The following is a 25025-nucleotide window of genomic DNA, read 5'->3' on the forward strand; positions in this document are numbered from 1 at the left end:
TGGGCCGCAAGGTGCGGCTCCAATCGGCCTTGGCAGAGGCATTGAGCGCATTGTTAACGATCTTGTCAAGTGGTTGTGAACAAGACATGCTGAGCCGTGTCGACGAAATCGACGCTTGTTGGTCAACCAAATCAGCCTTATTTAGAGGCTGAGCAACAGACTACGCATGTCAGGGTGAGTTCGGTGGTTGATGTAGGCAGGGAAAATCTGATGGAAGCGGAGGAGATCGACGAGAGCGATATCGTCGATCGCATTTTCGAAGCGGTCATCGAACAGAGATTGCCGCCGGGCACGAAGCTTTCCGAATCGGCGCTATGCGAAGCCTTCGGCGTCGGGCGCATGCGCATTCGCCGCAGCCTGCTGCTGCTGGCGAGCCGCGAGGTCGTGGAGCTGCATGCCAATCGCGGCGCCTTCGTCGCCTCGCCCACGCCCGAGCAGGCCCGCGAAGTCTTCGAGGCCCGCCTTGCGTTGGAGCCGAACATCGCCCGCCTCGCCGTCCAGCGTGCGAGCGAGGCGGACATCGCGGCGCTGACCCGCCATCTGGAAATGGAATATGTGGCGCACAAGGAGCGGCACCGCCACGACGCGATCCGCCTGTCCGGCCAGTTCCACACCTTGCTGGCGCAGATCGCCGGCAATGCCATCCTCATCCGCACGATGAAGGAACTGGTGACCCGCACCTCGCTGATCATCGGCCTTTTCGGCGCGCCCGGCGTCAGCAATTGTCGTGACGACGACCACGCCGCCATCGTCGGCGCCTTCCATACACGGGATGCGGAAAAGGCGGCCTGGATGATGACGCTGCACCTCCGCCACATCCAGGACCATCTGGAAGCCGGCGCCAAGACCTCCGACAGCGTCGATCTCATGGCCCTGTTCGGCAAGGCCTGACCCAGAGCAGGTTCTCCAAGGAAGAACACGTCGGCCGCAAGCCCGTTCGTCGGCTCGACATGCTTTCCAACCGCGAGCGGGCGGGCGGTCATCAGAAGTGTTCGGCAACCCATGGCGGCGGGCCGACGAAGATGCGGTCGGCAAGGGCAACGGCTTCGGCCGTGCCATCGGCATGGCCTACCCTTTGCAGGAAACTGGCCGGGCGGAAGCCGGAGAACAGGCTGGGGAACTGGGCCTCCTCGATCGTCAGGACCGGCCCTCCATCGCCATCGGCCGTGCAATGCGCTGTGCCATCGCGAAGGGCAAGATGCAGGACCTGCCGTTCCGCCCCCTCTATCGCCAGCGTCAACTCACCGTCATCACAGGCATAGCCGCGCGCCGCCAGCGCGGCCGCCGGCTCCAGCACACGCAGCAGAAACTCCTCCTGGTGGACCAGCGACCAGCCCTTGTCCGGCATGGCGAAGATGAGGGCATCCTGCGGGGCGCCGTGCCAGCGCACCTTGCGATAGACCGTCGAGAAGGTGCCGATGAATTTCAGGATCTGCCGGGCCGCCGCGCCGCTCAGCGCGGCCCAGTCGCGAACATCAAGGACGTCCTCGTCCGACGTGTCGATCACCACGTAAGCTGCATCCTCGCCGAAGACGAAGACCGAGGGGATGCTCGCCGTCTCGTCGAGGCGGGCATTCCAGTGGGCATCGTGGCGGTCCAGCAGGCCGGACTGCGGGCGGCAGGCACGCCGGTAGATGGGCTCGAGCACGGCGCGCGCCGCGCCAAGCGATACGCGGCGGCAGCGGATGTCCTGCCGGATCTTGTAGAATTCCGACGTCTCGGCCTCGTAGATCATCTCGTGACCCGCAAGGTTGAAGCCGGAGCGGCGATAGACCGGGCGCGTCGAGGCGAAAAGGCTGGCGAGCAGCGCCCCGCCCTTGCGGGCGTCCTCGCAGGAGAGATCCAGGATGCCGGCGGCAAGGCCGCTGCCGCGAAACTCCGGCTGGATGGCGACGTGGGCGATGTTGGCCGCAGGAACCACCCTGCCGCCGAACCAGTGGCCGCAGGAAATGACCGCCCAGACCGCGGCCGGCTGCCCGTCGCTCTCAAGGACACGGAAACAATCGAGGCCCGTCATCTCGACATAGCGGCGGGTGCGCGCCTCGTCGAAGGCGAAGGCGAGGCGATAGGCGTCGATGATGAACGGCAGGTCTGCCGCTGCGGCCTTGCGAACCACCATGGTCGGTTTCTCCTTCTGTCGGCGACCGGTCTTAGCGACCCGCGCCCGAAAATGCGATACGGGCCATATCCGCGACACCGAGGATGCCGGCCCGAACGCCGAGTTCGGCGCGGCAGATCGGCACCGGCGCAACGGGGCCGAGCGGCGGCATCAACGCACGCACCCGGTCGATGAACCCTTCCGCAAGGCCGATGCCGCCGCCGAGAACGATGCGCGGCGGATCGAGCGCCAACTGGATGTTGCGGCACAGGCGCGCGACGCGCTGCGCGGAGGCCGCAACGATATCCATCGCCCATGCTTCCCCCATCGCGGCGCTGGCGAAAACCTGCCGCGCATCCGCCGCCTGTCCGTGACGCCGGGCTTCGGCCGCCATCCAGCGCCCGGAGACGCGATCCTCAAGAAAGACGCCATCCTCGCCCTCGGTCGTCAGTCCGAAATGCCCGGCGAGCCCCTCCCGCAGACGGCCGTTCAGCACGATGCCGCCGCCGATGCCGGTGGAAATGGTCAGGAAGACGAGATCCTCGCCCTGCCCCGCCCCGAGCGCATGTTCGCCCCAGGCGGCGGCCTGCGCATCGTTGACGGCGATGGCAGGGCGGGAAAACAGCGCCTCGACCCGGGAAACGAGTGGATAATCCGGCGGGATGCCGAGGGTCGCCGGGTTCATCGCCGACCACCGGCCATCCCGCACGAAGCCCGTGACGGCAAGGCCGATGCCGGAAAACCGCCCGCGCCAGGGCCCTGCCGCGACAAGGGCCGCCTCCAGCCAGCGATCCGGCCCATCCTCCCGCCTGGTGGGAACCGTCACCTCACCCACCACGCCGGATGCACGAACGAGCGCGACCAGCGTCTTGGTGCCGCCGATATCGACCGCGAGGATTGCCTTGTCGTCCGTCATGCTCATCTTTCCGGCTTCACCCGAAGCCGTTGCGCATTTTTGCTGAAACCGCTCTAGCCAATCAGCCGCCCGGCGGCCGCGTCGAAGACCGAAACCTTTTCCGCCGCAATCGTGACCGGCACGACGGACCCCTGGGCAACGCTCCCGGTCTCCATGCGGGCGACCAGCGAATGACCGTTAAGCGACAGCGTCACATTGTCCTCCGGCCCGGTGGATTCCACCATCTCGACGCGCGCCTCGATGGCCGGCTGCCCGTCGCGCGCAAGGCGGATATGTTCCGGCCGGATGCCGAGCAGGACGTCGCCCTTCGCCACGGTTCCTTCCGGCAGGGCAAGCGGCAGCGACCAGCCCTTCCGGTCGTCGAAGGCCGGCCTGCCATTCGCAAGCACCAGGTCGCCAGGCACGAAATGCATGGCGGGCGAGCCGACGAACTTCGCCACGAAGAGATTGGCGGGACGGTGATAGATCTCGTAGGGACTGCCGATCTGCTGCACCTCGCCCTTGTTCATCACGACGATCTTCGTGGCCAGCGTCATCGCCTCGATCTGGTCATGGGTGACGTAGATCATCGTCTTGCGGATGCGCTCGTGCAGCTGCTTGATCTCCGCCCGCGTCTCGACGCGCAAGGTGGCGTCGAGATTGGAAAGCGGCTCGTCGAACAGGAAGATTTTCGGCGCGCGGACCAGCGCCCGGCCGATCGCCACGCGCTGGCGCTGGCCGCCGGAGAGTTCGCGCGGCTTCCGCTCCAGGAGCGGTTCGATCTGCAGGAGTCGCGCCACCTCGGCGACCTTCGTCTCCTTTTCCGCCGCGCTGGCGCTGCGCATGCGCAGCGGGAAGGCGATGTTCTGCCGTACCGTCATGTTCGGATAGAGCGCATAGGACTGGAACACCATGGCGATGTCCCGCTCGCGCGTCGGCACCGCCGTCACGTCGCGGCCCTCGATCTCGATCAGGCCGCCGTCGATCGGATGCAGGCCGGCGATCGCGTGCAGGAGGGTCGATTTTCCGCAGCCCGAAGGGCCGAGCAGCACGACGAAATCGCCCTCCTGCACCTCGATGTCGATGCCCTTCAGCACGCTGACGCTGCCATAGGATTTGCGGATGCTCTTCAGCAGCAGGGATCGCTTCATTGTGTCTGTTCCCGTCATCGTTCTATCCCTTGATGCTGCCGAGCGACATGCCGCGCACCACCTTGCCCTGGACCAGCATGCCGAGCACCAGCATCGGCAGCATGACCAGCGCCGCCGCCGCCGTCAGCGGCCCCCATTGCACACCCTGGAAGGTGAGGAACGAGGTGATGCTGACCGGCAGGGTCTGCGTGTCGCGCCCCGTCAGGACAAGCGCGATGAAGAATTCGTTCCAGGTGAAGAGCACGCACAGGATGAAGGTGGCGACGATGCCGCCGAGCGCCACCGGCAGGAAGATCTCGCGGAAGATTGTGAATTCGCGCGCGCCGTCGACCTTGGCCGCATCCCTCAGTTCCCGCGGAATATCCTCGAAGAAGGTGATCAGCAGCGAGATTGCGAAGGGGATGTTGACGAAGGCGTAGACGCCGATGACGATCCAGTGATTGTTGAGCAGCTTCATCTGCGCCGCCAGGAAATAGGTCGGGATGATGAAGATCAGCGGCGGAGCGATGCGAAGGCTCAGGATGAATTTCTCGTTCTGCCGCTTGGTCGGCTCGTCCTGCGCCACCAGCCCATAGGCGACGAGCGCGCCGACGCCGACCGAGATCACGCTCGCCGAGAGCGAAATGACGACGCTGTTGAAGAAGGCACGGATGAAGACGCCGTTGTTCAGCACCTTGGCGTAGTTCTCGAAGGTCGGCGCGAACAGCCAGACCGGCGGCATGGCGAAAGCGTCGCGCTGGGTCTTCAGCGAGGTCGCGATCACCCAGTAGAGCGGAAACAGCACGCAGAGAAGAAGAACGGCGAGCGCAACCCAGAACACGATCCGGCGCATCAGATCTCTCCTTGCTTGGGCGCCTTGAAGGCGAGGTTGTAGAGCAGGAGCAGCGCGACATTGGTGAGGATGGTCAGCACCAGGGCGATGGTCAGCGAATAGGAGATGTCGAAATTGGTGAAGGCGGAGATGTAGCCGTAGAGGTTGAGCGTCTCCGTCGACAGCGCCGGCCCGCCGCGGGTCATGATGTAGAAGATGTCGAAGGCTTTCACCGCATCGATCGCGCGGATGAGCGCGACGACCATGAGCGCCCGCTTCAGCGCCGGCAGGGTGATGAACCAGAGCACCTGCCATTCCCGCGCGCCATCGACGCGGGCGGCGTTCTGCGGGTCGCCCGGCAGGGATTCGAGCGAGGCCATGGTGAGCAGCACCACGAAGGGCGTCCATTGCCAGATATCGGCCATCAGCAGCGAGAAGAGCGCGACATTCGGATTGCCGAGCCAGTCGACCGGGCCAAAGCCGATGGTGGAGAGCAGATAGTTCATCATGCCGTTGGAAGGATCGAGCAGGAAGCGCCAGGTGAGGCCCACCACGACGGGCGTCATGACGATCGGCACCAGCAGGATGCCGCGCACGATGCGCTTGCCGAGGAATTCGCGATCCACCAGAAGCGAGATCGCAAGACCCAGCGCCACTTCGATGACCGTCGCCGCGACGGTGAACAGCACCGTGCGCCCGAGCGCATTGATGGCGCGGCCGTCGAACAGCAGCCGGACATAGTTGTCGAAGCCGATGAAGCTCTCCTGCCCCGGGCGAAGCAGGCTGATATTGTGCAGCGTCAGCCACAGCACATAGACGGTCAGGATGACCGAGACCGAGCCGAACAGAAGGACGATCGGACGGTAGAAATAGGTGGTCGCATCCTTCATGGCGCCGCTCCCCGCAAGGCCGGCCATGCCCGGCGAACCGGGCATGGCGCTTGTTCTCAACGGCTGAGCGCGGCGTCGTTCGCCGCATTGGCCTCGGCGAGCGCATCCTTGGCCGATGCCGTGCCGGCCAGCACCTTCGAGACGGCGATGCCGGCATTGTTGATGACCTCGTTGGCGGCCTCGACGGTCGGCAGGTATTGCGGATTGCCGGCATTGATGGAGGCGAGCATGGCGTCCTTGAAGGCGCCGTAGCGCTTGGCGAACTCCTCCGAATTCAGCGCGGCGAGCGAGGTCACGCCGGAATTCGGCGCGAGGGCGAAGGACTTGATCTGCTGTTCCTTGGCCGTCGCCCAGGAAGCGAAGAGCCAGGCCGCCTCCTTGTTCTGCGAGGCCTCGGAAATGTAGAGGCTGTGCACGGCGAGCGAGGAGGAGCCGCCCTTCAGCGTGTCGGTCTCAACCGGCACCGGCACATAGCCGACCTTGCCGACGACGGACGAGATGGACGGGTCCTCGTTGAACGCACCGTTGACGGTGGCGTCCATCGTCATGCCGGCCTTGCCCTGCTGGAAGAGCACGCGGTTCTCCTCCCAGCCGAAATTGGCGACGCCGACCGGTCCATAGTCGCGCAGCACGCTGGCAAAGGCGTCGAGCGAGGCGGCGGCCTCGTCCGTGCCGAGCGCCGACTTGCCGTCCGCCGTGATGAACTCGCCGCCATAGCCCCACAGCCAGCCGGCCCAGACATAGACGTTCTGGATGCCCTGCGCGCCGCGCATGGTGATGCCGGCGACCGCGCCGTTCGACTTTTCCTTGATCGTCTTCGCGGCCGCCGTCACCTCGCCAAAGCTCTTGGGAGGAGCGATGCTGTATTCTTCGAACAGGTCCTTCCGGTACATCAGGAAGGTGCTTTCGCCATAGACCGGCAGGCCGTAGAGCTTGCCGTCGACGATGTTGGTGTTGAGATAGCCCGGCACGAAGTCCGCCTTGTCGTAGTCCGCGGGGAACTTGCCCGCGAGCTCGTCGAGCGGCGCGATATAGCCGGCCTTCAGGAAACCCGGAATGTAGATGATGTTGTTCTGGACCACGTCGTAGCGGCCGGAACCGGAGGAAAACTCCAGCAGCATCTTTGCCGTGATGTCGGATTCCGGCACCACTTCGAGTTCGACCTCGATACCGGTCGCCGCGGTGAATTCCGGCAGCAGCGCCTGGATGCCGTCCGTCGTCGGATGGCCTTCCATCAGCACGGCGAGACGGGTTCCCTTGTAGGGCTGGTCCGCATCCTGCGCGAAGGCCGATGCGGCCACGGACGAGGACAGTGCAAGCGCAAATGCAATGAAGTGACGTCTTTTCATGTCGTTCCCCTTTTGAATGTCGCTCGTCAACGAGCCGTCAGTCGCACTTCGCAGCGCCGAGACGCGCTGTATCTCCCTGAATTTCTGTCGCGTTCAGAACCGCTGCACCTCGCCGGTATCAGCCGAGCGCACGAGCGCCTGAGTCAATTCCAGCGACAGGAGCGCCTCCTCACCGGTCGCGACCTGGCATTCGGCGCCGCCGATCCATTCGAGCACGCTGGAGAGCTGGAGGCGGAGATCACCGCCGACCCTGCCGCCGATCTCCGGCCAGTGCTGGGTGTCGATCTCGCGCGAGGCCTGGTTGTCGGCGAAGTAGAGGCCGCTGTCGCCGCACTGCACCTCGAAGGAGCCTTCCGTGCCGATCATTTCGAGGCGTGCGTCGATCATGTGGCGCGCACCCGCCGGCAGCGACCAGGCGCTTTCGAACGTCACCACCGTGCCGCCGGAAAAGCGCACGACGCCGGCGATCGTGTCCTGCGTGCCCATTTCGCCGAGCAGGATCTCGGTCTGCTGCGCATAGGCGGTGACCGGCGTCTGGCCCTTGAGCATCCAGAGCACCATGTCGACATCGTGCACCGTGACGTGCATGGCGAGCGGCAGGGTGCCGGCATACCGCTTCGGCCCTTCCGTGCGGGCACTGTTGCGCCTTGCATAGACATGGATCGGCGTGCCGATCCTGCCGGTCTCGATCAACTCGCGCGCCTTGTAGTAGCGCGGGTCGAAGCGCAGGAGGTAACCGACGCCGAGCTTCACATTCGCCGCCTTGCACGCGTCAACGATCCGCCGGCCATCCTCCAGCGTCGAGGCGATCGGCTTTTCGATGAAGAGGTTGACGCCCTTTGCGGCGATCGCGAGCGCGGGCTCGAGGTGCAGGTGATCCGGCGTGCAGATGCTGACGAGGTCGAGCGTCTCGGCCGAAAGCAGCTCCTCATGCGAGCCATAGACGCGGATGCCGCCGCCGAGCCCGTCGGCCACCGCCTGCGCCCGGGCGCGGTCGCGGTCGACGATGGCCACCAGCTCCGCCCGCGGATCGCTCGCGAAGATCGAGGCATGCATCGAGCCCATGAACCCGGCACCGATGACGGCCACTTTTGCTGTCTTGATCATGTCATCCTCCAAAATATCGGGGCCGTCAGCCGGCAAGCGCGTCAGCAAAGCGCCGGGTGATCTCGTCGGGCCGGGTGATTGCCGAGCCGACGACGACGAAGGCCGCGCCGAGCGTGAGGGCGCGCCGCGCCTGCTCCGGCTCCCAGATGCGCCCTTCGGCGACGAAGGCGATACCGGCCTGCGCAAGGTCGCCCATCAGCGCGAAATCCGGGGCGGCCGTGCCTGCGGTATAGGGCGTGTAGCCGGAAAGCGTGGTGCCCACGAAATCCGCACCGGCGGCAATGGCCTGCCGGGCCTCCGCGAGCGTGCTGACATCGGCCATGCTGGCCTTCCCCAGCCGCGTAATCTCCGACACGATATCGGCAACCGGCACGGGGCGCGGCCGGTCGGTGGCATCGAAGGCGATGACATCGGCGCCCGCGGCCACAAGGCTGCGCACGTCTTCCAGCGAGGGCGTGATGTAGACGTCCGAGCCCGGCTGGGCGATCTTCGTGATGCCGATGATCGGCAGGTCGATGGCGCCGCGAACGGCCTGCACGTTGCGCACGCCCTCGATCCTCACGCCCGCCGCGCCGCCGAGAGCCGCCGCCCGGGCGAGCGCCACGATATGCTCCGTGGCATGGAGCGGGCTCGTTTCCGCCGCCTGGCAGGACACGACGAGCCGGCCCCGCATTGTTTCCATGATGTCCATGAACACCGCATCTCCCTGAATGGAAGGGACGTTACGGTCTTTGATGGAAATCGTCAATAATTTTCTTCATATGAAGATTATCTTCAAAACTTATCTTCAGATGTTGCGGTCACTGACGCTCTCCGCCGTGTCCTTGATCGTCTCCAGCCGTGCCGGATCGAGTTTGGTGATGGTGCTGGCGATGGCATCGACGATCAGGAGCTGGCTAATCTTCGACTGGAAGGCTCCCCCGGTCAGCGGCGTTTCCGGCGAGGAGGCGAGCAGCACGAAATCGCAGATCGCCGCGAGCGGGCTCTTCGTCCGGTTGGTGATGCCGACGATGCGCGCGCCCCGCGCATGGGCATTCTCCGCCACGCGCAGCGTGTCGATGGTCGAGCCGGAGGTGGAGACGAGGATATAGAGGTCGGCGGCCGCCGCTGTCGCCGAGGCCATGGTGGCAAGATGCGAATCCCGGGCGATATGGGCGGAAATGCCGAGCCGGGCGAGCTTGTATTCGAGATATTGCGCCGTGATGGCGGAGGCCGCCACGCCAAAGATCTCGACATGGCGGGCGGACAGCAGCAACGACGACACGTCCGCAATGACCTTGCGGTCGAGCAGCCGCTGCGTCTCGTCGAGCGCGATGCGCGCCGTTTCGACGAGTTCCTGCACGACATCCCCAGGCGTCGCCGTGGAGACGGGCTGCTGCAAGGTCGCAAGTTCATGCGCCAGGGCCAGCTTGAAGTTCTGGAAGCCGGGGTAACCGAGCTCGCGGCAGAAGCGGATGACGCTCGCCTCGGAGGACTGCGCCTCTTCGGCAAGCTCCGTTATGCTCTTGAAGAGAACGGATTGCGGATCGGCAAGCACGAAGGCGGCGACCCGTTCCAGGGCCCGGGTCATCGTTGGCGCATGCGAGCGGATTCGCGCGATCAGCGGCGGTTGAGGATGTACGTCCACCTGGTTTCCTTGCTGGATCTAAGCTTTCGGGTCGCCTGATTCATAGGCGACGGAGGGCCGAAAGAAAACAGTCCGCCGCCGGAGCCGCACGCATGCGGCAGCCAGGCACGCCGGGATCAGCTCCGCTCGATATCACGCCGGAGCACGATGGAGGTCGTCAGATCCTCGACATTGTCCATGGTCGAGACCTCGTTGCGCAATTCGTTGAGCGCATTGATCGAGCCGACCTCCACCTCCACCACGAGATCGAGCTGGCCGCTGACCGAGGAGACCTTGCGCACCGCGGAAAAGCCGGCGAGGCGGTCGAGCACGCCGATCGAGGGCGTGCGCTTGAGGGTGACGAGCAGGAAGGCCTGGATCTGCCCGTCGTCGAGCTGGCCGATATCCGCCCGGTAGCCGCGGATGATCCCGGCCTTTTCCAGCCGGCTGACACGCTCGGTGGTGGCGCTGCGCGAAAGGCCGATCCGTCCCGCCAGCGACTTCATCGGAATGCGCGCTTCGCGTGAGAGGATGCTGAGGATCGTGCGATCGATGGCGTCCGTATCCTGCATGGCTCCTCCTAACAACACGCCGACAAGATGACGGTTATTATAAACAGAGTGCCGGCACAACCGGCATAATGCCGGATGCGCCGCCGCGCCGTCCATGCAACTCTTCCGGCAGGAACGAGGATGACCATGAACGACATGCTGAAGACGACCCCGGATTTCTCCATCGACGCCGCCGCCGCGCTGCTTGCCGAGCACTACGGCCTTTCCGGCATGCTTTCGCCGCTGGCCAGCGAACGGGACCAGAATTTCAAGGTGGAGACGGCGGAGGGGACCTTCATCCTGAAGATCGTCAACGCCGCGGAGCCTGAGGTCGAGAGCGATTTCCAGACGGCGCTGCTCGCCCATCTCGGCGCCAATGCCGGCGACCTGCCGGTGCCGCATATCCGCCCGGCGCTGTCCGGCGCGAGCCTTGCCTCCACCACCGGGCCGCATGGCGTGCGCCATCGCATCCGGCTGGTCAGCTGGGTCGAAGGCAGGCCGCTCGCCGAGACGGAACGCAGCGATGCCGCGCTCCACGCCCTCGGCCGCATGCTCGGCCGTTTCGATGCGGCGCTGAAGGGCTTCATGCATCCGGGCGCCCTGCGCGATCTCGACTGGGACATCCGCCATGCCGGCCGCTCCGCCGGGCGCCTGCAGCATGTCGCCGCCGCCGAGGACCGGGCGCTGCTCGAACGCTTCCTTACGCGTTTCGCCGCCATTGCCCCGCGCCTTGCGATGCTGCGCGCCGCGGTGATCCACAACGACGCCAACGACTGGAACGTGCTCGTCGACAATGGCGATGCCGACCGGATCTCCGGCCTGATCGATTTCGGCGATGCGCTGCATGCGCCCGTCATCGCCGAGGTCGCCATCGCCGCCGCCTATGCCGGCCTCGACCATGCCGACCCGATCGGCGCGGCCGCTGCCATTGCCAGCGGTTTTCATGCCGAATATCCGCTGCAGGAAGAGGAGATCGATCTTCTCTACGACCTCATCGCCATCCGCCTCGTCACGTCCGTGACGATCTCCGCCTCGCGCCGCAGCCACACGCATGACAACCCGTATCTCGCCATCAGCGAGCGCCCGGCCTGGACGCTGCTGCGCAAGCTCGACCGCATGAACCCGCGTTTCGCCACCGCCATCCTGCGCAAGGCCTGCGGCTTCGAGGCCGCGCCGGGCGCCCGCGCCGTCGCCGGCTGGATCGCGAGGAACCGCAAGGCGCTCGCCCCCCTGCTGGAGCGCCCGGCCGCGACCTATCCGGCAGCCCTTGTCCCCTACGGTGACCCGGCCCACCCGATGACCGTCACGTCCGCCGCCGGGCAACCGGACGCGGCGCAGGCGATCTGGGAGGCCCATTGCCGCGAGAACGGCATCGAACTCGGCATCGGTCCCTTCGGCGAGGAGCGCACCGTCTATGCCGGCGAGATGTTCGTCTCGCGCTTCATCGAGAAGACGCGCCGCACCCGCCATCTCGGCCTCGACCTCTTCATGTCCGCCGGCACGAAGGTCTTCACGCCGCTGCCGGCGATCGTCGTCAGCGTCGAGATCGAGAAGGAGCCGCTCGGCTACGGCTGCCTGATCGCACTGCGCCACGAACCGGAAGGCTGCCCGCCCTTTACCAGCCTCTGGGGCCATCTCGCCCATGAGGCGACGGGCCGCCTGAAGGCCGGCGAACGGCTGGAAGCCGGCGCACTCGTCGGCGAGATGGGCCTACCCATGGAAAACGGCGGCTGGGCGCCGCATCTCCATCTCCAGCTCTCCACCGACACCAATCTCTCCGCCACCGAAATCCTCGGCGTCGGCGAGGCCCGCTATCTCGACGTCTGGGCGGAGCTCTTCCCCGATGCCAGCACCTTTGCCGGCATCGCCGGGGAGTTCTACGAACGCCACGGCCGCTCGCATGAGGAGATCGTCAAGCTCAGGCGCGAGCTGCTCCTGCCGAACCTTTCCATCTCCTACGACAAGCCGATCAAGTTCGTGCGCGGCGAAGGCGTCTTCCTGATCGACGACAGCGGCCGTGCCTATCTCGACTGCTTCAACAATGTCTGCCACATCGGCCATGCCCATCCGGTCGTGGTGGAGGCGATGGCGAAGCAGGCGGAAACACTCAACACCAACACCCGCTACCTGCACGACAACATCGTCGCCTATGCCGAGCGCCTGACGGCGACGCTGCCGAAGGAACTGACGGTCGCCGGCTTCGTCAACAGCGGATCGGAAGCCAACGGCCTGGCGCTCAGGCTGATGCGGGCGCATACCGGCCGCGAGAACGCCATCACGCTCGACTGGTCCTATCACGGCACGACGCAGGAACTGATCGACATCAGCCCCTACAAGTTCCGCCGCAAGGGCGGCAAGGGGCCGAAGCCCCATGTCCATGTCGCGGCCGTTCCGGACAGCTACCGCGCGCCCGACGACTGGCCGGTCGAGGAGCACGGCAAGCGCTTTGCCGAAAGCGTCGCGGAGCTGATCGCCGGCATGCAGGCCAGGGGCGAAGGCCCCGGCTTCTTCATCGCCGAATCCATTCCGAGCGTCGCCGGCCAGGTCTTCCTGCCCGAAGGCTACCTCAAGGAGGTCTACCGGCTGGTGCGCGCGGCGGGCGGCGTGTGCATCGCCGACGAGGTTCAGGTCGGCTTCGGCCGCGTCGGCAGCCATTGGTGGGCCTTCGAGACGCAGGGCGTCGTGCCCGATATCGTCACCATGGGCAAGCCGATCGGCGATGGCCATCCCATGGCCGCGGTGGTGACGACCCGCGCGGTGACCGACAGCTTCAACAACGGCATGGAATATTTCAACACCTTCGGCGGAAACCCGGTTTCCTGCGCCGTCGGCCTTGCCGTGCTCGATGTCATCGAAGGCCAGGACCTGCGCGGCAATGCGCTGGCCATCGGCAATTATCTGATGGATGCCTTCCGCGCCATGCAGGCGCGATACGATGTGATCGGCGACGTGCGCGGCCTCGGCCTCTTCCTCGGCATCGAGCTCGTCACCGACCGCAGGACGAAGGCGCCCGCCACCGAGTTCGCCCGCGCCGTTTCCAACGGTGCCCGCCGCCGCGGCGTGCTCATGGGAACGGAAGGGCCGCATGACAACGTCCTGAAGATGCGCCCGCCGATGATCTTCTCGAAGCGGGACGCCGATCATCTGATCGCCGTGCTCGAGGAAACCTTCGCCGACGTCACGCGGACCCTGGGCTAGGAGAAGCGCGCCCGCAAGTGGCGCCTATTCGCGCGCGCCCTCGGCAAGCGCCGAAAGTCCTGCCATGTCGCGGATCAGCAGTTTCTGCCGCCCGCCCTCGACGAGGCCGCGTGCCTCCCAGGCGCTGAGAATGCGCGAGACCGTGTGCAGCGTCGTGCCGGTCATCTCGGCGATATCCTGCCGCGAGATCGGGAAGTCGATGCGGATACCGGCCTCTTCCTTCCGCCCGGCCTGCTGGGACAGGCGAAGCACGGCATGCGCCACCCGGCGCTCTACCTCCTGCGTGGACATCTCGCGGATACGGGTATGGGCCTCTTCCAGCCGCTGGCCGATCGTCTGCATGGCCGTGACGGCAAGGCGGGGGTTCTGCTCGACGAAATGCGGCCAGAGATCCGTCGGCCAGCCGAGGATGACGCTTTCCGTCGCCGCCCGCGCGGTGCCCGGATAGTCCGTGCGCTGCAGCGCCTTGGCAAAGCCGAAGAGGTCGCCGGGATGCACGACGCGAACGATGATCTGCTGGCCGTCTTCCGTCACCTGCGTCACCTTCAGCCGGCCATGCAGCAGGAGGAAGAAGCTCGACGCCTGCTGGCCCTGTTCGAAGATGGCGTCGCCCTGTGCCACGCGGCGCGCCGTCGCATGGGTCAGCAGCCTGTCGAGGTCCTCGTCGCTCATCCTGTCGAACAGGGCAAGCGAGCGGACGACGGTCCGGTCGATCTTCACAGCCAAATCCCTCTCGCGTGAAAGCTACCGGCTTCTATCACGCCATGCCGCCACCTGAAAGTTTGAACATCCCCGTCAGAAAGAAAACCCCTTTTCCTTCAAGGCAACGAGCAGGGGCGCATACCAGCGCGTGTCCTTGACGAGGCGGAAGCCGACATTGTCCGGCGGCACGCCGACGGCGCAGCCGCCGCCCTTCGGGTTGCGCACGAACGAGCTCATCGCCGCCCGGTGCTTGCCGCTGGCAATGTAGATGCCGCACGACGACACGTCGTTCACCACCCGGCCCGCCTTGTCCAGATTGACGCGCCGGTGGCAGGTCGCGGTCCATTCCCAGACATTGCCGGCGAAATCGGCAAGGCCGAACTCGTTTTCGCCGAAGCGGCCGAGCGGCTGGGGAACGGGATCGCGCGAGGCCTTGCGCGCCGCCTCTCGGCGATAGTCCGCAAGCCAGCGCTCGGCCGGATTGGTGCTGTTGATGTCGACACCGAGCGCATCGTCGGGAAAGCGCGTGCCGGCGGCGAAGGCGAGATCCTCGTCGCTCGGCAGGGCCCAGATCTCGCCGGTGCGGGCGCTCAGCCAGCCGGCATAGGCCATCGCATCGTCATAGCTGACGCCCGTCGCCGGCGCCGTGGCCGCTTCCGCCGGCACGAAGCCGGGTTCGGCCGGCGCGCAGGCGCCGTCTGCGACGCAGCGCCGGTAGTCGGCCGCGCTCACCTGGTATTTCATGATGGTGAGCGGGCGCCGCACGGTGACCGTCTTGACCGGCCCGTCCACGGCAAAGCCGTTGCGGAAGAATTCGCCGCTCTCGCGGTATTCGAAGCGGCGCGGCGCGATCTCCACCGTCATCGGCTCGTCCAGCACGGGACCGGCGGGTGTAGCGCCGATAATGTCCGTCTTCACCGCGATGCCGCCGGCAAGCGCGGCGAGGAGCAGCGCGGGAAGGGCGAGCGATGTCCAGGTAATGGCGGGTTTCGAAGTCAGTGCAGCCATGACGGCCTCCTTGCGCATCGCCCGGACGATCGTTCGGCGTCCGGGACGGGCGCCGCTTTCGGACCGGGCCGCCGGCGGCGGCCCGCATTGGCACGCCCGCCCTCACGAACGGGCATGCCGGCAGCTCAGGGTGTCAGGCGCCGCTCGGCGGCGTGACCGAGGTCATCAGGTCGTCGTTCCACTCGCCGGTGACCGTGAAGTGGGCGGCGGCGCCCAGTTCGAAGGCCTCGATCAGGTTGTGGTTGACATAGGCGTAGATGCCGGGCTGCTCGAAGGTGTAGAAGGCAGCGCCCGCCGTGCCGCCCGGTATGAACCAGGTCTCCTGGTCGACGTCCGGCACGTTGCGGAACTTGCCGGTCGCCCAGACATAGTCGCCATGCCCCCCGATCAGGTGCGGCCTGGTATCGCGGTTGGCCTGCGAGTGCACGATCAGCACCTTCTCGCCCACCTTGGCCTGCAGGGCATTGTCGCCGGTCAGCGCCCCGACGGCGCCGTTGAAGACGATGTGGCTCGGGGTCAGCGTGCGCATGACTTCGAGCGTATCGGCATACGATTCGCCGACGCTCTCATACTTCTTGTAGTTCCCTTCGGCGTCGCGCGGCACGTAGAAGTCCTGCTCGCCGACATAGTAGACCCGGTCATAGGTCAGCTCCTTGCCGTGCCCGTCCGTCAGGCCCTCGCGCGGCAGAACCATGATGGCGCCGTTCATGCCCGAGGTGACGTGCCAGGGCACCATTCCGGGAGGTGCGCAGTGGTAGACGAAGACGCCGGCCTTGGTGGCCTTGAAGCGCAGCACCGTGCGTTCACCGGGGTTGACCACGGTCAGCGCGCCGCCGCCGAGCGCACCCGTTGCCGAGTGGAAGTCGATATTGTGCTGCAATTCGTTGGTGTCGGGGTTGATCAGCGTCAGCTCGACATAGTCGTTCTGGTGCACGACCATCAGAGGCCCTGGAACCGAGCCGTTGAAGGTCATCGCATGGACCTCGGTGCCCTTGTCGTCGAGGATCATCTTCTTTTCCTCGATCGTCATGGTGAATTCGTAGACTTTCGGTCCGCCTTCGGCCTTCTGGGTATGGGCGTGAACGAAGGGCGGCTTGACCAGCTCGACCTTCACGCGTTCCAGCTTGGCGATGTCGGCCGCCGTTGCGGCTGCATTTGTCTCGATGGCGCCGCCTTCCGCTCGCGCCATCGACGCCGCAATGATCGGCGTCAGGACGCCGGCAAAGGCGGCTCCGCCCAGGATTGTGCGGCGTGTCATCTGAAACTGCTCGGTCATTGTTTCTCTCCTTTTGAAAGGACGGAGCGGTGTATCGCCCGGTCCTCTCTGTTCTAGGAGCATTCGCGCCGGCCTCTTTGTGATGGGACAAACAGGTCTTTCCGGCCGCTGCGGCATTTTGGCAGATGCTGATTTGCTCTTTGCCATCTCGCAAAGAAAGAGCCCCGCGGGTGCCCTAGAAAGAGCTGACAAATGCGAAGGAGCAGATCCAAATGAGCGCAAGCCAACCCGCAACGCGCATCAGCCGCGCCGTTCCCCGCGGCCTTTCCCGCACCGGCCCGGTGTTGTTTTCCTATGGCTTCCGGCCGTTCTTCCTCGGCGCCGGCCTGTGGGCGGTCGCCGCCATGACATTGTGGATCGCAGCGATCACCGGGCATATCGAGCTTGGGGGCGATTACGGCGCGCCCAACTGGCACGCCCATGAGATGCTGTTCGGCTTCGCCTCCGCCGTGCTCGCCGGTTTCCTGCTGACGGCGGTGCCGAACTGGACCGGGCGCCTGCCCGTCTCCGGCTGGCCGCTCTTCGCGCTGTTTGCACTCTGGTGCGCCGGACGTATCGCACTGCTCGTGCCAGACACGATCGGCGTGACCGCGGCGGCCGTCATCGACGGGCTCTTCCTGCCGGCGCTGCTTGCCATCTGCACGCGCGAGGTCGTGGCGGGGCGCAAGTGGAAGGACCTGAAGGTACTCGGCGGCCTCCTCGCCTTGTCGGTTGCCAACGGCATCTTCCATGTGGCGGCCATCGACGGCGAACACGACCACATGGCGATCCGCCTTGCCGTCGCCGCCTATGTCGTGCTGGTGATGATCGTCGGCGGCCGCATCCTGCCGAGCTTCACCCGCAACTGGCTCAACAAGTCCGGCCGCACGGATTTTCCCGTGCCCTACAACCGCTTCGACATGGTCGCCATCCTTGCCGGCGTCGGCGCGCTCACCGCCTGGACGCTAGGGCCCGAGCACCCCGGCACCGCCGGCCTCGGCCTGGCCGCCGCCCTCCTGCATTGCATCCGCCTCCACCGCTGGCGTGGTTGGACGACGCGGCCGGAAAAGCTGCTCGTCGTCCTGCACGTCGCCTATGCCTTCGTGCCGCTCGGCCTCGCGTCCATCGCCCTCAGCGCGCTCGGTTTTCTGGAGGAGCGCTCCGTGCTGCATCTTCTCTCGGTCGGCGCCATCGCCTGCATGATGCTGGCCGTCATGACGCGGGCGAGCCTCGGCCATACCGGCCGCCCACTGCAGGCCTCGCGCCTCACCGTCACCGCCTATGGCGCACTGATCCTCTGCGCGCTCATCCGCCCGCTCGGCGAGGTCTTTCCCGAGGCGAGCCACCTCGTCTACGCCGCTTCCGGGCTTCTCTGGATCGCGGCCTTCGGGCTCTTCTGCCTGGAATATGCGCCGATCCTCGCGCGCAAGCGCCGCGCACCGCTCTGAACGCGAAACGGCCCGGAAGCAGTTCCGGGCCGTTTTCTGCCTAGCCTTCCGCCACTATCATCTCCGGCGTCCAGGGCGGCTCGTAGGTCAGCCGCACCTCGGCATATTCGACGCCCGGCACATACCAGACGCAGTTGCTCACGGCATCCTTGAGGTAGTCGCTTGCCGGGCAGCCTCGCGTCGTCGTCGTCATGGCTATGCGCGCGATGCCCCCCTCCTCCACCGCGATCTCGTAGATCAGGCCGAGATCGACGATGTTGCGGCCGATCTCCGGGTCGATGATCATGCGCAGGGCATTGCGGATGGCCTCGGTCAGCGCAGCCTTCTCGTCCTCGTCCATCGGATCACGCCTTTGCCCGGCCGGTCCGCACGAGGATGCGGTAGGCCGAACCCGTCTCGTCGAAATTGCCGGCCCACTGGTGGCCGCGCTTCGTCAGTTCGGGGAACAGGAACAGCGGCTCGCGGGAAAGAACCGCGAAGAGGACCTCGCCCGGCCCGAGCGTCTCGGCCGCCGCAAGGATGCGGACCATCGGCTCGGGCGGATCGAGGTCGCTGAGATCGAGATGAAGCGAGGGATCCGGCCAGGTCTCAGGGCGATCCGCATTGTCGGAGGTTTCGACGGGTGCCACCACCTGCTGCGGCGTGAAGAGGACCTCCCAGTCGCCGCCCTCGATCTCATGGGCCTCATGGTCGAAGCCGCGGCTCGCCATGACGCGGAACAGCGGCTGGGGGCGGAAGGTGGCGAAGAGCCGGAGCCCCTGCCCGGGGCCGAGCGACTGCACCGCCTCCATGATCGCCTGGAACGGCTCGCCGCCGCTTTCCAGGATCGGCCGCACGTCGAGGGTCTTGGGGGCGATGGCGTTTGAGACGTCGGACATCGGTTATCTCCTTGAAACAAATGTAGGCAGGAAGAGATGGGGGCGCACCATGCCGGCCGGCGCGCGCAGCGCTTTCGGCACGATGCAAAGCCGGCGCGCGCGGATGAGTTCTCCTATCAAACCCAGCGTCGCGGCCAGCTGCACGAGGACCGCCGCGCGAAAAACGCCGGAAGCCTCCGCGAAAAGCGCGAGCGTGGCCGCCGCCACCGCGCCGTAATAGAACCAGAACAGGACACGCCCGCGTCCTTCATCGACCAGATCCTGCACGCGCGGCACCGGCGCGCGGCCGAGCACCGGCCCATAGGCCTCCAACCATGTCAGGAAGGCGACGATCTTGTAAAGCTGGGCAAGCCCCAGCCCCGTCAGCCAGCCGAAGACGAAAAGGTAGACGACCGCCGCAAGCCCCTCGCCCGCACGGACGCCAGGCAGGTTGAGCAAGGCGACGGACAATAGAAGCGCGCCAAAGGCAGCGAACGTCGCCCGGATGTTCAGCTCCGCCTGCTTGCGCTTGCGCGAGCGGTAGAGATGCACGACATCGCTGCCATACAGCAGCACCGCGGCGAGCGTCAGAAGGAGGGCGGCGGCAAAAAGCGCCGTCACATCGGAGGCGGCGAGAAGGACGACCGGAATGCAGACGGTGACAAGCCCGATGGCAAGGCTTGCCGCCCACCAGACTATGCGGCTCGTCGGCCGCTCCGTCTCAGGTGCCAGCAGGAACATGGCGAGCAGCCGGTAGCTGACGCCGACCGCGGTGATGCTCAGCCAGCCGCCAAGGCCCAGGGCCGCATGCAAATCCACGCCGTCGGCGACGAGCCGCACAAGCAACAGATTGTCGCTGGTGCCGGAAAGGGCAAGCGTGAAAGCGAAACCGACAAGGGCCGCGCCGACGAGCGCCGACAGCCCGACGGCGACGAAGCGCGCCGGTAGCGGAAGGGGCCGCGCCGCAAGAAGCGTGGCGGCGAGGACGGCGGCGAGGAGGACGAAACCGGCCAGCAGCAATCCGCCCCCGAGGGGCAGGAGCGCGAGTGGCAGGTCGATGGCGCCGGACAGCGCCACGAAGCCGCCGACCAGCGCGCAGAGCCCGGCAACGATGAGCAGCAAGGCAGGCGCCGCGAACCGCCCGCCGACCAGCGGACGGGCGATCAGCACCGGCACGAACTGCAGGAGCGCGCCCGCCATCAGGAGGCTCAGCCAGCCGATCGCAAGGATATGGACGAGCACCAGGGTTTCCGGCGCGCTGACGGCGACGGTCGGATAGCCGTAGCCCGCCAGCATCAGGCCCTGTCCTATGACGAGCATCAGACAGGCCAGGGCGAAATAGGACATGGTCCAGCGGGAGAGCGTCGCGCCCTGCATAAGGTTTCCCCTTCGCCGTGTGCCGTCTGCCGCCTAGTGGTCCGAGCCGCAGCAGCAATCGCAGCTGCGGTCCTCGATCCGGTCGATCTCGACGCGCCAGACCTCCGGTCCCTGTTCGAGATAGTCCCAGCCGAACTGGCCCGGGAAATTCGTCTCGAGCTGGTAGTGCAATGGCCGCGGATCGTGGTCGCTGGTGATCAGCATCGATTTACCGGGAAGCAGCGCGCCGAGCATGCCGAAAATGCGCGGATGACGCTCGCGCGGGGCAATGGTGCGGACATCGATGGAAGGCTTGGCCTGGTCGTCTGACATGGTTTTCTGTTCCGTCCCGGCCGCTCCGATCCCGTTCCGGAAGGCACGGCCCGACCGACCGGAACCAGCCGACGCTAACCCCGCGACCTGCCCGCCACTTTGACGTTGCGCAAACAATTCGGGAAATGCGCGGCCGCGACGTCCCGCTGCTTGGCTTTTCGCAAAGAAGCACTCCGGCCCGGCCCCTAGGCTCCTCCCATTCATCCACCCGGACAAAGGAATGCGCCATGCAACAGGCCCTGATCGAAAAATACGGCGAGGCACGGCTGCCGCGCTATACAAGCTATCCGACGGCGCCGGGCTTTTCGCCGACCGTCGGCACCGGCACCTATGGCGACTGGCTTGCCGCCATCAAGCCCGGCACCGATGCCTCGCTCTACCTGCACATCCCCTTCTGCCGCTCCATGTGCTGGTACTGCGGCTGTCACACGACAATCACCCAGCGCGACGAGCCGATCCTCGACTATATCGACATGCTCCGAAAAGAGATCGACCTCGTCTCCGGGACGATCGGCGGCCGGCCGATCATCCGCCATGTGCATTTCGGCGGCGGCACGCCCACCATCATGCAGCCGGAGGAGTTCCGCGACCTGATCGGCCTCCTGCGCGCCCGCTTCGCCTTTGCCGGCGGCGCGGAGATCGCCGTTGAGATCGACCCGCGCACCCTCTCCGCCGAGATGGCGGTCGCGCTCGGCGCAGCGGGCGTCACCCGCGCGAGCCTCGGCGTGCAGAGCTTCGATCCCGTCGTGCAGAAGGCGATCAACCGCATCCAGAGCGAAGCGCAGACGGCCGAGGCCGCTAAGCGGCTGCGCAAGGCCGGGATCAGCGGCATCAATTTCGACCTCATCTACGGCCTGCCGCACCAGACGGTCGCCTCCTGCATCGCGACCGCGCAGGCAGCGATCCGCATGCGGCCAGAGCGTTTCGCCGTCTTCGGCTATGCCCACATCCCCTCCTTCAAGAAGCACCAGCGGCTGATCGACGAGCGCGCGCTGCCCGATGCCGCCATGCGCAGCGCGCAGGCCGAGGCGATCGCCGAAACGCTTGCCGCCGCCGGTTATGTACGCATCGGCCTCGACCATTATGCCCTGCCGGAAGACGACCTTGCCGTTGCCGCCCGGCAAGGCCGGCTGCGCCGCAATTTCCAGGGCTATACGACGGATGCCTGCACCACGCTGATCGGCTTCGGCGCCTCGTCGATCGGCCGCACGGCGGAAGGCTACGTGCAGAACGAGGTGCCGCCCGGCCTCTATGCCCAGCGCATCGCCTCCGGCCGCCTCGCCACCGCCAAGGGCTACCGGCTGACGGCGGAGGACCGGCTGCGCGCCGAGATCATCGAGCGCCTGATGTGCGATTTCCGCGTCGACGTGACGAGCATCGCCGCGCGGCACGGTTTCGATGCGGCCCCGCTTCTTAACGGCAATGCCCGGCTGGCGGCGCTTGCGGAGGATGGCGCGATCGACATCCGCGGCGGCACCGTGACGGTGAAGCAGGACCACCGCTTCATCATCCGCGCGGTCGCCGCCGCCTTCGACGCCTATATCGACCAGTCGGCCCGCACGCACAGCAAGGCAGCTTGAGACAAAAAGGGCCCGGCATGGTGCGGCATGCCGGGCCCTTCCTCGCAGGTCTCGCGCCTCTATCCGACAAGACCGCGATAGATCGCCGGCAGCGCCGCAGGCAGCCGAGCGATATTGCTGACGATGGCATAGCCGTTGCGGCCGAAGATGGCCGGCACATAGGCCTGCGCCTCCCGGTCGACCGTCACCCCGAACACGCTGACGCCGGTGCGCCGCGCCTCGTTCACCGCCCGGCGGCTGTCCTCCAGAGCGAAGCGGCCCTCGTAGTGGTCGACGTCGTTCGGCTTGCCGTCGGTGAGCAGCAGGAGGAGCTTTCGCCGGTTCGGCTGCTCGCGCAGCCTTGCCGCCGCATGGCGGATCGCCGGGCCGATGCGGGTGTAGAAACCCGGCTTCAGCGCCGCGATGCGCGCTTCCACGGCATGGTTCATCGTCTCGCCGAAATCCTTGACCGTCTCGACCCGCACCCAGGAGCGCCGCCGCGAGGTGAAGGTGAGGATCGAGTGGCTGTCGCCGCAGGCGGCAAGACCGTGCGCCAGCACCAGCAGCGCCTCCTTCTCCACGTCGAGCACCCGGCGGTTGTCGAACCAGGCGTCCGTCGAAAGCGACACGTCGACGAGGATGGTGACGGCAAGGTCATGCGCCTGCGGCCGGCTCATCAGGTGGATGCGGTCGCTGCCCTGCCCGCCGGCGGCAAGGTCGCTGCGGGCGCGCACCACGGCGTCGAGATCCAACTCTGCCCCGTCGAGCTGCGCGCGCAGCATCTCGTGGCGCGGCCGCAGCACTTCGAACTGCCGGCGCACGCGGCGGATCAGGCTCTTCGTGTCGGCATCGGCCTCGGGCACGGCAGCCATATCCGGTGCCGGCGAGGCGAGCACCCGGCAATGGTCCGGCAGGTAGGTGCCCGTACGGAAATCCCATTCGGGATAGGTGTGCTCGCCGGTGAGCTGCGTACGGTCGAGCGCCTCCGGCGGCAGGTCGAGATCGAAATGGAAGCGGGCGGACGGGCGGCCCTTGCGCTCGCCGAGCGTCATGTCGTCCAGTTCGTCGGCGGCGCTCGAATCGTGGTCGTCGCTGTCATCGCCGGGGCGGTCAACATTGACCATCTCCGCCATGGCGAGGATCTTTTCGAAGCGGTTGAGAATGAAGGGGCTGCGCTCGTTCTTGCGGTTCTCGGCCTTTTCGCGCAGCGCGACATGGCGGCCGGTCTCCGGGGTCTCGGGCGTACCGCCCGTCGCCGGCTGGTCCTCCTCGCCGCGCCCCTCGCCCTCCTCGCGCAGGAGCGCATCCGGCCATAGCGGCACAGGCAGCATCGGCAGGTATCCGGCCGGCGCCCGGTGCGGGAAGATGACCGGCAGCGTATCGTCCGCAAGGCCGGCGCCCTTCCTCAGGAGGCTGAGGATGCGGTTCTCCACATGCCGCTCGACGGAGGGAAGCGGCCGGCTGCGGCGCACCGAAAGCGTGGCGGCCGAAAGCCGCCGGTAGCGACGCGCAAGACCCGGAAAGGCCGAAAGCACCGCCTTTACCGTCGCCTCCGCCCGCTGGAGAATGGCAAGGTCGCGCTGGAGCGGATCGCCCTCCACAATCGGATCGAGCGGCATCACCGCCATCGTCGCTGCGAGCCAGACATAAAGGTCCCGGTTGAGGCCGCGATCGGCGAAGAGGTCGATCGCGGCGGGCAGCATCAGCGTCGCATGGTCGCGGCCGGGCTGCACCAGCTTCTCCTCGCCGAGCCCCATGCGCTGGCGTAGCCTCAGGCGATGCGCCGAGGTGCGCCCGCGGGCGGGCGCGATCTGCACCGCGCCCTCGCCGCCGAAGCCGCGGAAGCAGACGGCGAGCACCGGCCGGACATCCTCCAGCCGCACGGCATGCTCCGGATGGCGCGGCCAAGTGCCGGTATTGCCGACAAGCCGGTGCCAGGCCCGGCCGACCGTTTCCTCAAGCTCCAGGAAGTCCAGCATGGCGGTTCCTCAGCGGATCATCGCGTCGGCGATTTCGAGAAGGGCGGCCCGGACATCCGGCTCGTCGGTCAGCGGCTCGATCATCGCCGCCCGCACCGCCTCGCGCATGGTCATGCCGCTGTCGATAAGGCAGGCGCAGTAGACGAGGAGGCGGGTGGAGACCCCCTCTTCCAGGTCGTGCCCCTTGAGCGCCCTCAACCGGTGTGCCAGCGCGACGAGCGGCGCGACTTGCGCTTCGTCCAGCCCGCTTTCCGTGGCGACGACGGCGATTTCCTGGGGTTTCGGCAGGAAATCGAACTCGATGGCGACGAAGCGCTGGCGGGTGGAGGGCTTCAGCGCCTTCAGGAGGTTCTGGTAGCCGGGATTGTAGGAGACGACGAGCATGAAGCCGGATGGCGCTTCCAGCACCTCGCCGGTGCGCTCCAGCGGCAGAATGCGCCGGTCGTCGGTGAGCGGATGCAGCACGACGGCGACGTCCTTGCGCGCCTCGACGATCTCGTCGAGATAACACACGCCGCCCTGACGCACCGCGCGGGTCAGGGGCCCGTCCACCCAGACCGTATCACCGCCCTTCAGGAGGTAGCGGCCCGTGAGGTCGGCGGCCGAAAGATCGTCATGGCAGGAGACGGTGGAGAGCGGCAAGCCGAGCCTTGCCGCCATGTGGCTGACGAAACGGGTCTTGCCGCAGCCGGTCGGCCCCTTCAGGAGCAGCGGGAGCTGGCGCGTCCAGGCCGTCTCGAACAGGGCGCATTCGTTGCCGGAGGGGCTGTAGGCCGGGATATCCGGAACGGGACGGGGCGTATCCTTGAGCAGGACGTTCATTCTGATCTCCAAGAAACTGTCGAAAGAAGGTGCCGGCCCCGCGGGATGAC

23 protein-coding genes are annotated in these 25025 nt (G+C 66.5%); 4 read left to right on the forward strand and 19 right to left on the reverse strand.

Annotation, left to right across the window (positions count from 1 at the left end):
• Positions 1-210: 210 nt before the first annotated feature.
• Positions 211-891: a GntR family transcriptional regulator gene (locus AABF56_RS16185; RefSeq protein WP_272806714.1), complete on the forward strand. Its 681-nt coding sequence runs from the start codon at positions 211-213 to the stop codon at positions 889-891.
• Between the two features lie 91 nt (positions 892-982).
• Here AABF56_RS16185 and AABF56_RS16190 read toward each other — a convergent pair whose 3' ends face one another.
• The 10 genes from AABF56_RS16190 to AABF56_RS16235 all read right to left on the reverse strand — a co-directional run bounded on the left by AABF56_RS16190 (position 983) and on the right by AABF56_RS16235 (position 10479).
• Entirely contained in the window at positions 983-2119 is a 1137-nt protein-coding gene (locus tag AABF56_RS16190; RefSeq protein ID WP_272806715.1) for a GNAT family N-acetyltransferase, read from the reverse strand.
• 31 nt (positions 2120-2150) lie between these two features.
• On the reverse strand, positions 2151-3014 hold the full coding sequence (locus AABF56_RS16195; protein ID WP_272806716.1) for an ROK family protein: 864 nt from the start codon (positions 3012-3014) through the stop codon (positions 2151-2153).
• A 53-nt stretch (positions 3015-3067) separates the two neighbouring features.
• Entirely contained in the window at positions 3068-4162 is a 1095-nt protein-coding gene (locus AABF56_RS16200) for an ABC transporter ATP-binding protein (protein WP_272806717.1), read from the reverse strand.
• Positions 4163-4166: 4 nt separating this feature from the next.
• Complete coding sequence (locus tag AABF56_RS16205) at positions 4167-4976, reverse strand: carbohydrate ABC transporter permease (RefSeq protein WP_272806718.1); 810 nt, start codon at positions 4974-4976, stop codon at positions 4167-4169.
• Complete coding sequence (locus tag AABF56_RS16210; RefSeq protein WP_272806719.1) at positions 4976-5890, reverse strand: carbohydrate ABC transporter permease; 915 nt, start codon at positions 5888-5890, stop codon at positions 4976-4978. Before AABF56_RS16210 ends, AABF56_RS16205 begins: the two co-directional genes overlap by 1 nt.
• 11 nt (positions 5891-5901) lie before the next feature.
• A complete protein-coding gene (locus AABF56_RS16215; RefSeq protein ID WP_272806720.1) occupies positions 5902-7194 on the reverse strand; it encodes an ABC transporter substrate-binding protein in 1293 nt (430 codons plus the stop codon).
• Between the two features lie 93 nt (positions 7195-7287).
• Positions 7288-8301, reverse strand: a complete 1014-nt coding sequence (locus AABF56_RS16220; RefSeq protein WP_272806721.1) for a Gfo/Idh/MocA family protein — start codon at positions 8299-8301, stop codon at positions 7288-7290.
• Between the two features lie 25 nt (positions 8302-8326).
• Positions 8327-8992: an N-acetylmannosamine-6-phosphate 2-epimerase gene (locus tag AABF56_RS16225; RefSeq protein WP_272806722.1), complete on the reverse strand. Its 666-nt coding sequence runs from the start codon at positions 8990-8992 to the stop codon at positions 8327-8329.
• Positions 8993-9088: 96 nt separating this feature from the next.
• Entirely contained in the window at positions 9089-9928 is an 840-nt protein-coding gene (locus AABF56_RS16230) for a MurR/RpiR family transcriptional regulator (RefSeq protein WP_336314389.1), read from the reverse strand.
• Between the two features lie 116 nt (positions 9929-10044).
• Positions 10045-10479 carry an Lrp/AsnC family transcriptional regulator gene (locus tag AABF56_RS16235; RefSeq protein WP_064331380.1) on the reverse strand — a complete coding sequence of 145 codons (435 nt, stop codon included), beginning with the start codon at positions 10477-10479 and terminating at the stop codon, positions 10045-10047.
• Positions 10480-10605: 126 nt separating this feature from the next.
• Here AABF56_RS16235 and AABF56_RS16240 point away from each other — a divergent pair, with 126 nt between their 5' ends.
• On the forward strand, positions 10606-13656 hold the full coding sequence (locus AABF56_RS16240) for an aminotransferase class III-fold pyridoxal phosphate-dependent enzyme (RefSeq protein ID WP_272807522.1): 3051 nt from the start codon (positions 10606-10608) through the stop codon (positions 13654-13656).
• Positions 13657-13680: 24 nt separating this feature from the next.
• Here the strand turns inward: AABF56_RS16240 and AABF56_RS16245 are convergent, their stop codons facing one another.
• From AABF56_RS16245 to nirK, 3 genes are all read right to left on the reverse strand, one after another.
• The gene (locus AABF56_RS16245; protein WP_272807523.1) at positions 13681-14376 is read right to left on the reverse strand and encodes a Crp/Fnr family transcriptional regulator; all 696 of its coding nucleotides are present in this window, start codon (positions 14374-14376) and stop codon (positions 13681-13683) included.
• Between the two features lie 75 nt (positions 14377-14451).
• On the reverse strand, positions 14452-15366 hold the full coding sequence (locus tag AABF56_RS16250; protein ID WP_272806723.1) for a formylglycine-generating enzyme family protein: 915 nt from the start codon (positions 15364-15366) through the stop codon (positions 14452-14454).
• A gap of 133 nt (positions 15367-15499) precedes the next feature.
• A complete protein-coding gene (nirK, locus tag AABF56_RS16255) occupies positions 15500-16642 on the reverse strand; it encodes a copper-containing nitrite reductase (RefSeq protein WP_272806724.1) in 1143 nt (380 codons plus the stop codon).
• Positions 16643-16854: 212 nt separating this feature from the next.
• On the opposite strand from nirK, the gene AABF56_RS16260 reads away from it, so the two are divergent.
• Positions 16855-18069 (forward strand): NnrS family protein, encoded by a 1215-nt coding sequence (locus AABF56_RS16260; protein ID WP_272806725.1) that lies wholly within the window; start codon positions 16855-16857, stop codon positions 18067-18069.
• A 40-nt stretch (positions 18070-18109) separates the two neighbouring features.
• Here the strand turns inward: AABF56_RS16260 and AABF56_RS16265 are convergent, their stop codons facing one another.
• The 4 genes from AABF56_RS16265 to AABF56_RS16280 are packed head-to-tail and all read right to left on the reverse strand — an operon-like array spanning position 18110 to position 20615.
• Positions 18110-18409: a metal-sulfur cluster assembly factor gene (locus tag AABF56_RS16265; protein ID WP_272806726.1), complete on the reverse strand. Its 300-nt coding sequence runs from the start codon at positions 18407-18409 to the stop codon at positions 18110-18112.
• Positions 18410-18413: 4 nt separating this feature from the next.
• Complete coding sequence (locus AABF56_RS16270; RefSeq protein ID WP_272806727.1) at positions 18414-18947, reverse strand: DUF2249 domain-containing protein; 534 nt, start codon at positions 18945-18947, stop codon at positions 18414-18416.
• 3 nt (positions 18948-18950) lie between these two features.
• On the reverse strand, positions 18951-20303 hold the full coding sequence (locus AABF56_RS16275) for a hypothetical protein (protein ID WP_272806728.1): 1353 nt from the start codon (positions 20301-20303) through the stop codon (positions 18951-18953).
• Positions 20304-20336: 33 nt separating this feature from the next.
• Positions 20337-20615, reverse strand: a complete 279-nt coding sequence (locus tag AABF56_RS16280; RefSeq protein WP_272806729.1) for a DUF2249 domain-containing protein — start codon at positions 20613-20615, stop codon at positions 20337-20339.
• A gap of 227 nt (positions 20616-20842) precedes the next feature.
• Here AABF56_RS16280 and hemN point away from each other — a divergent pair, with 227 nt between their 5' ends.
• Positions 20843-22195, forward strand: coding sequence for an oxygen-independent coproporphyrinogen III oxidase (hemN, locus tag AABF56_RS16285; RefSeq protein WP_272806730.1), 1353 nt, complete (start codon positions 20843-20845; stop codon positions 22193-22195).
• 59 nt (positions 22196-22254) lie between these two features.
• On the opposite strand, the gene AABF56_RS16290 is transcribed toward hemN, so the two are convergent.
• Both AABF56_RS16290 and AABF56_RS16295 read right to left on the reverse strand, forming a co-directional pair.
• Positions 22255-24153, reverse strand: coding sequence for a nitric oxide reductase activation protein NorD (locus AABF56_RS16290; RefSeq protein WP_272806731.1), 1899 nt, complete (start codon positions 24151-24153; stop codon positions 22255-22257).
• A 9-nt stretch (positions 24154-24162) separates the two neighbouring features.
• Complete coding sequence (locus AABF56_RS16295; RefSeq protein ID WP_272806732.1) at positions 24163-24975, reverse strand: CbbQ/NirQ/NorQ/GpvN family protein; 813 nt, start codon at positions 24973-24975, stop codon at positions 24163-24165.
• Between the last annotated feature and the right edge of the window lie 50 nt (positions 24976-25025).

Source organism: Shinella sp. WSC3-e (assembly GCF_945994535.1).
Taxonomy (GTDB): domain Bacteria; phylum Pseudomonadota; class Alphaproteobacteria; order Rhizobiales; family Rhizobiaceae; genus Shinella; species Shinella yambaruensis.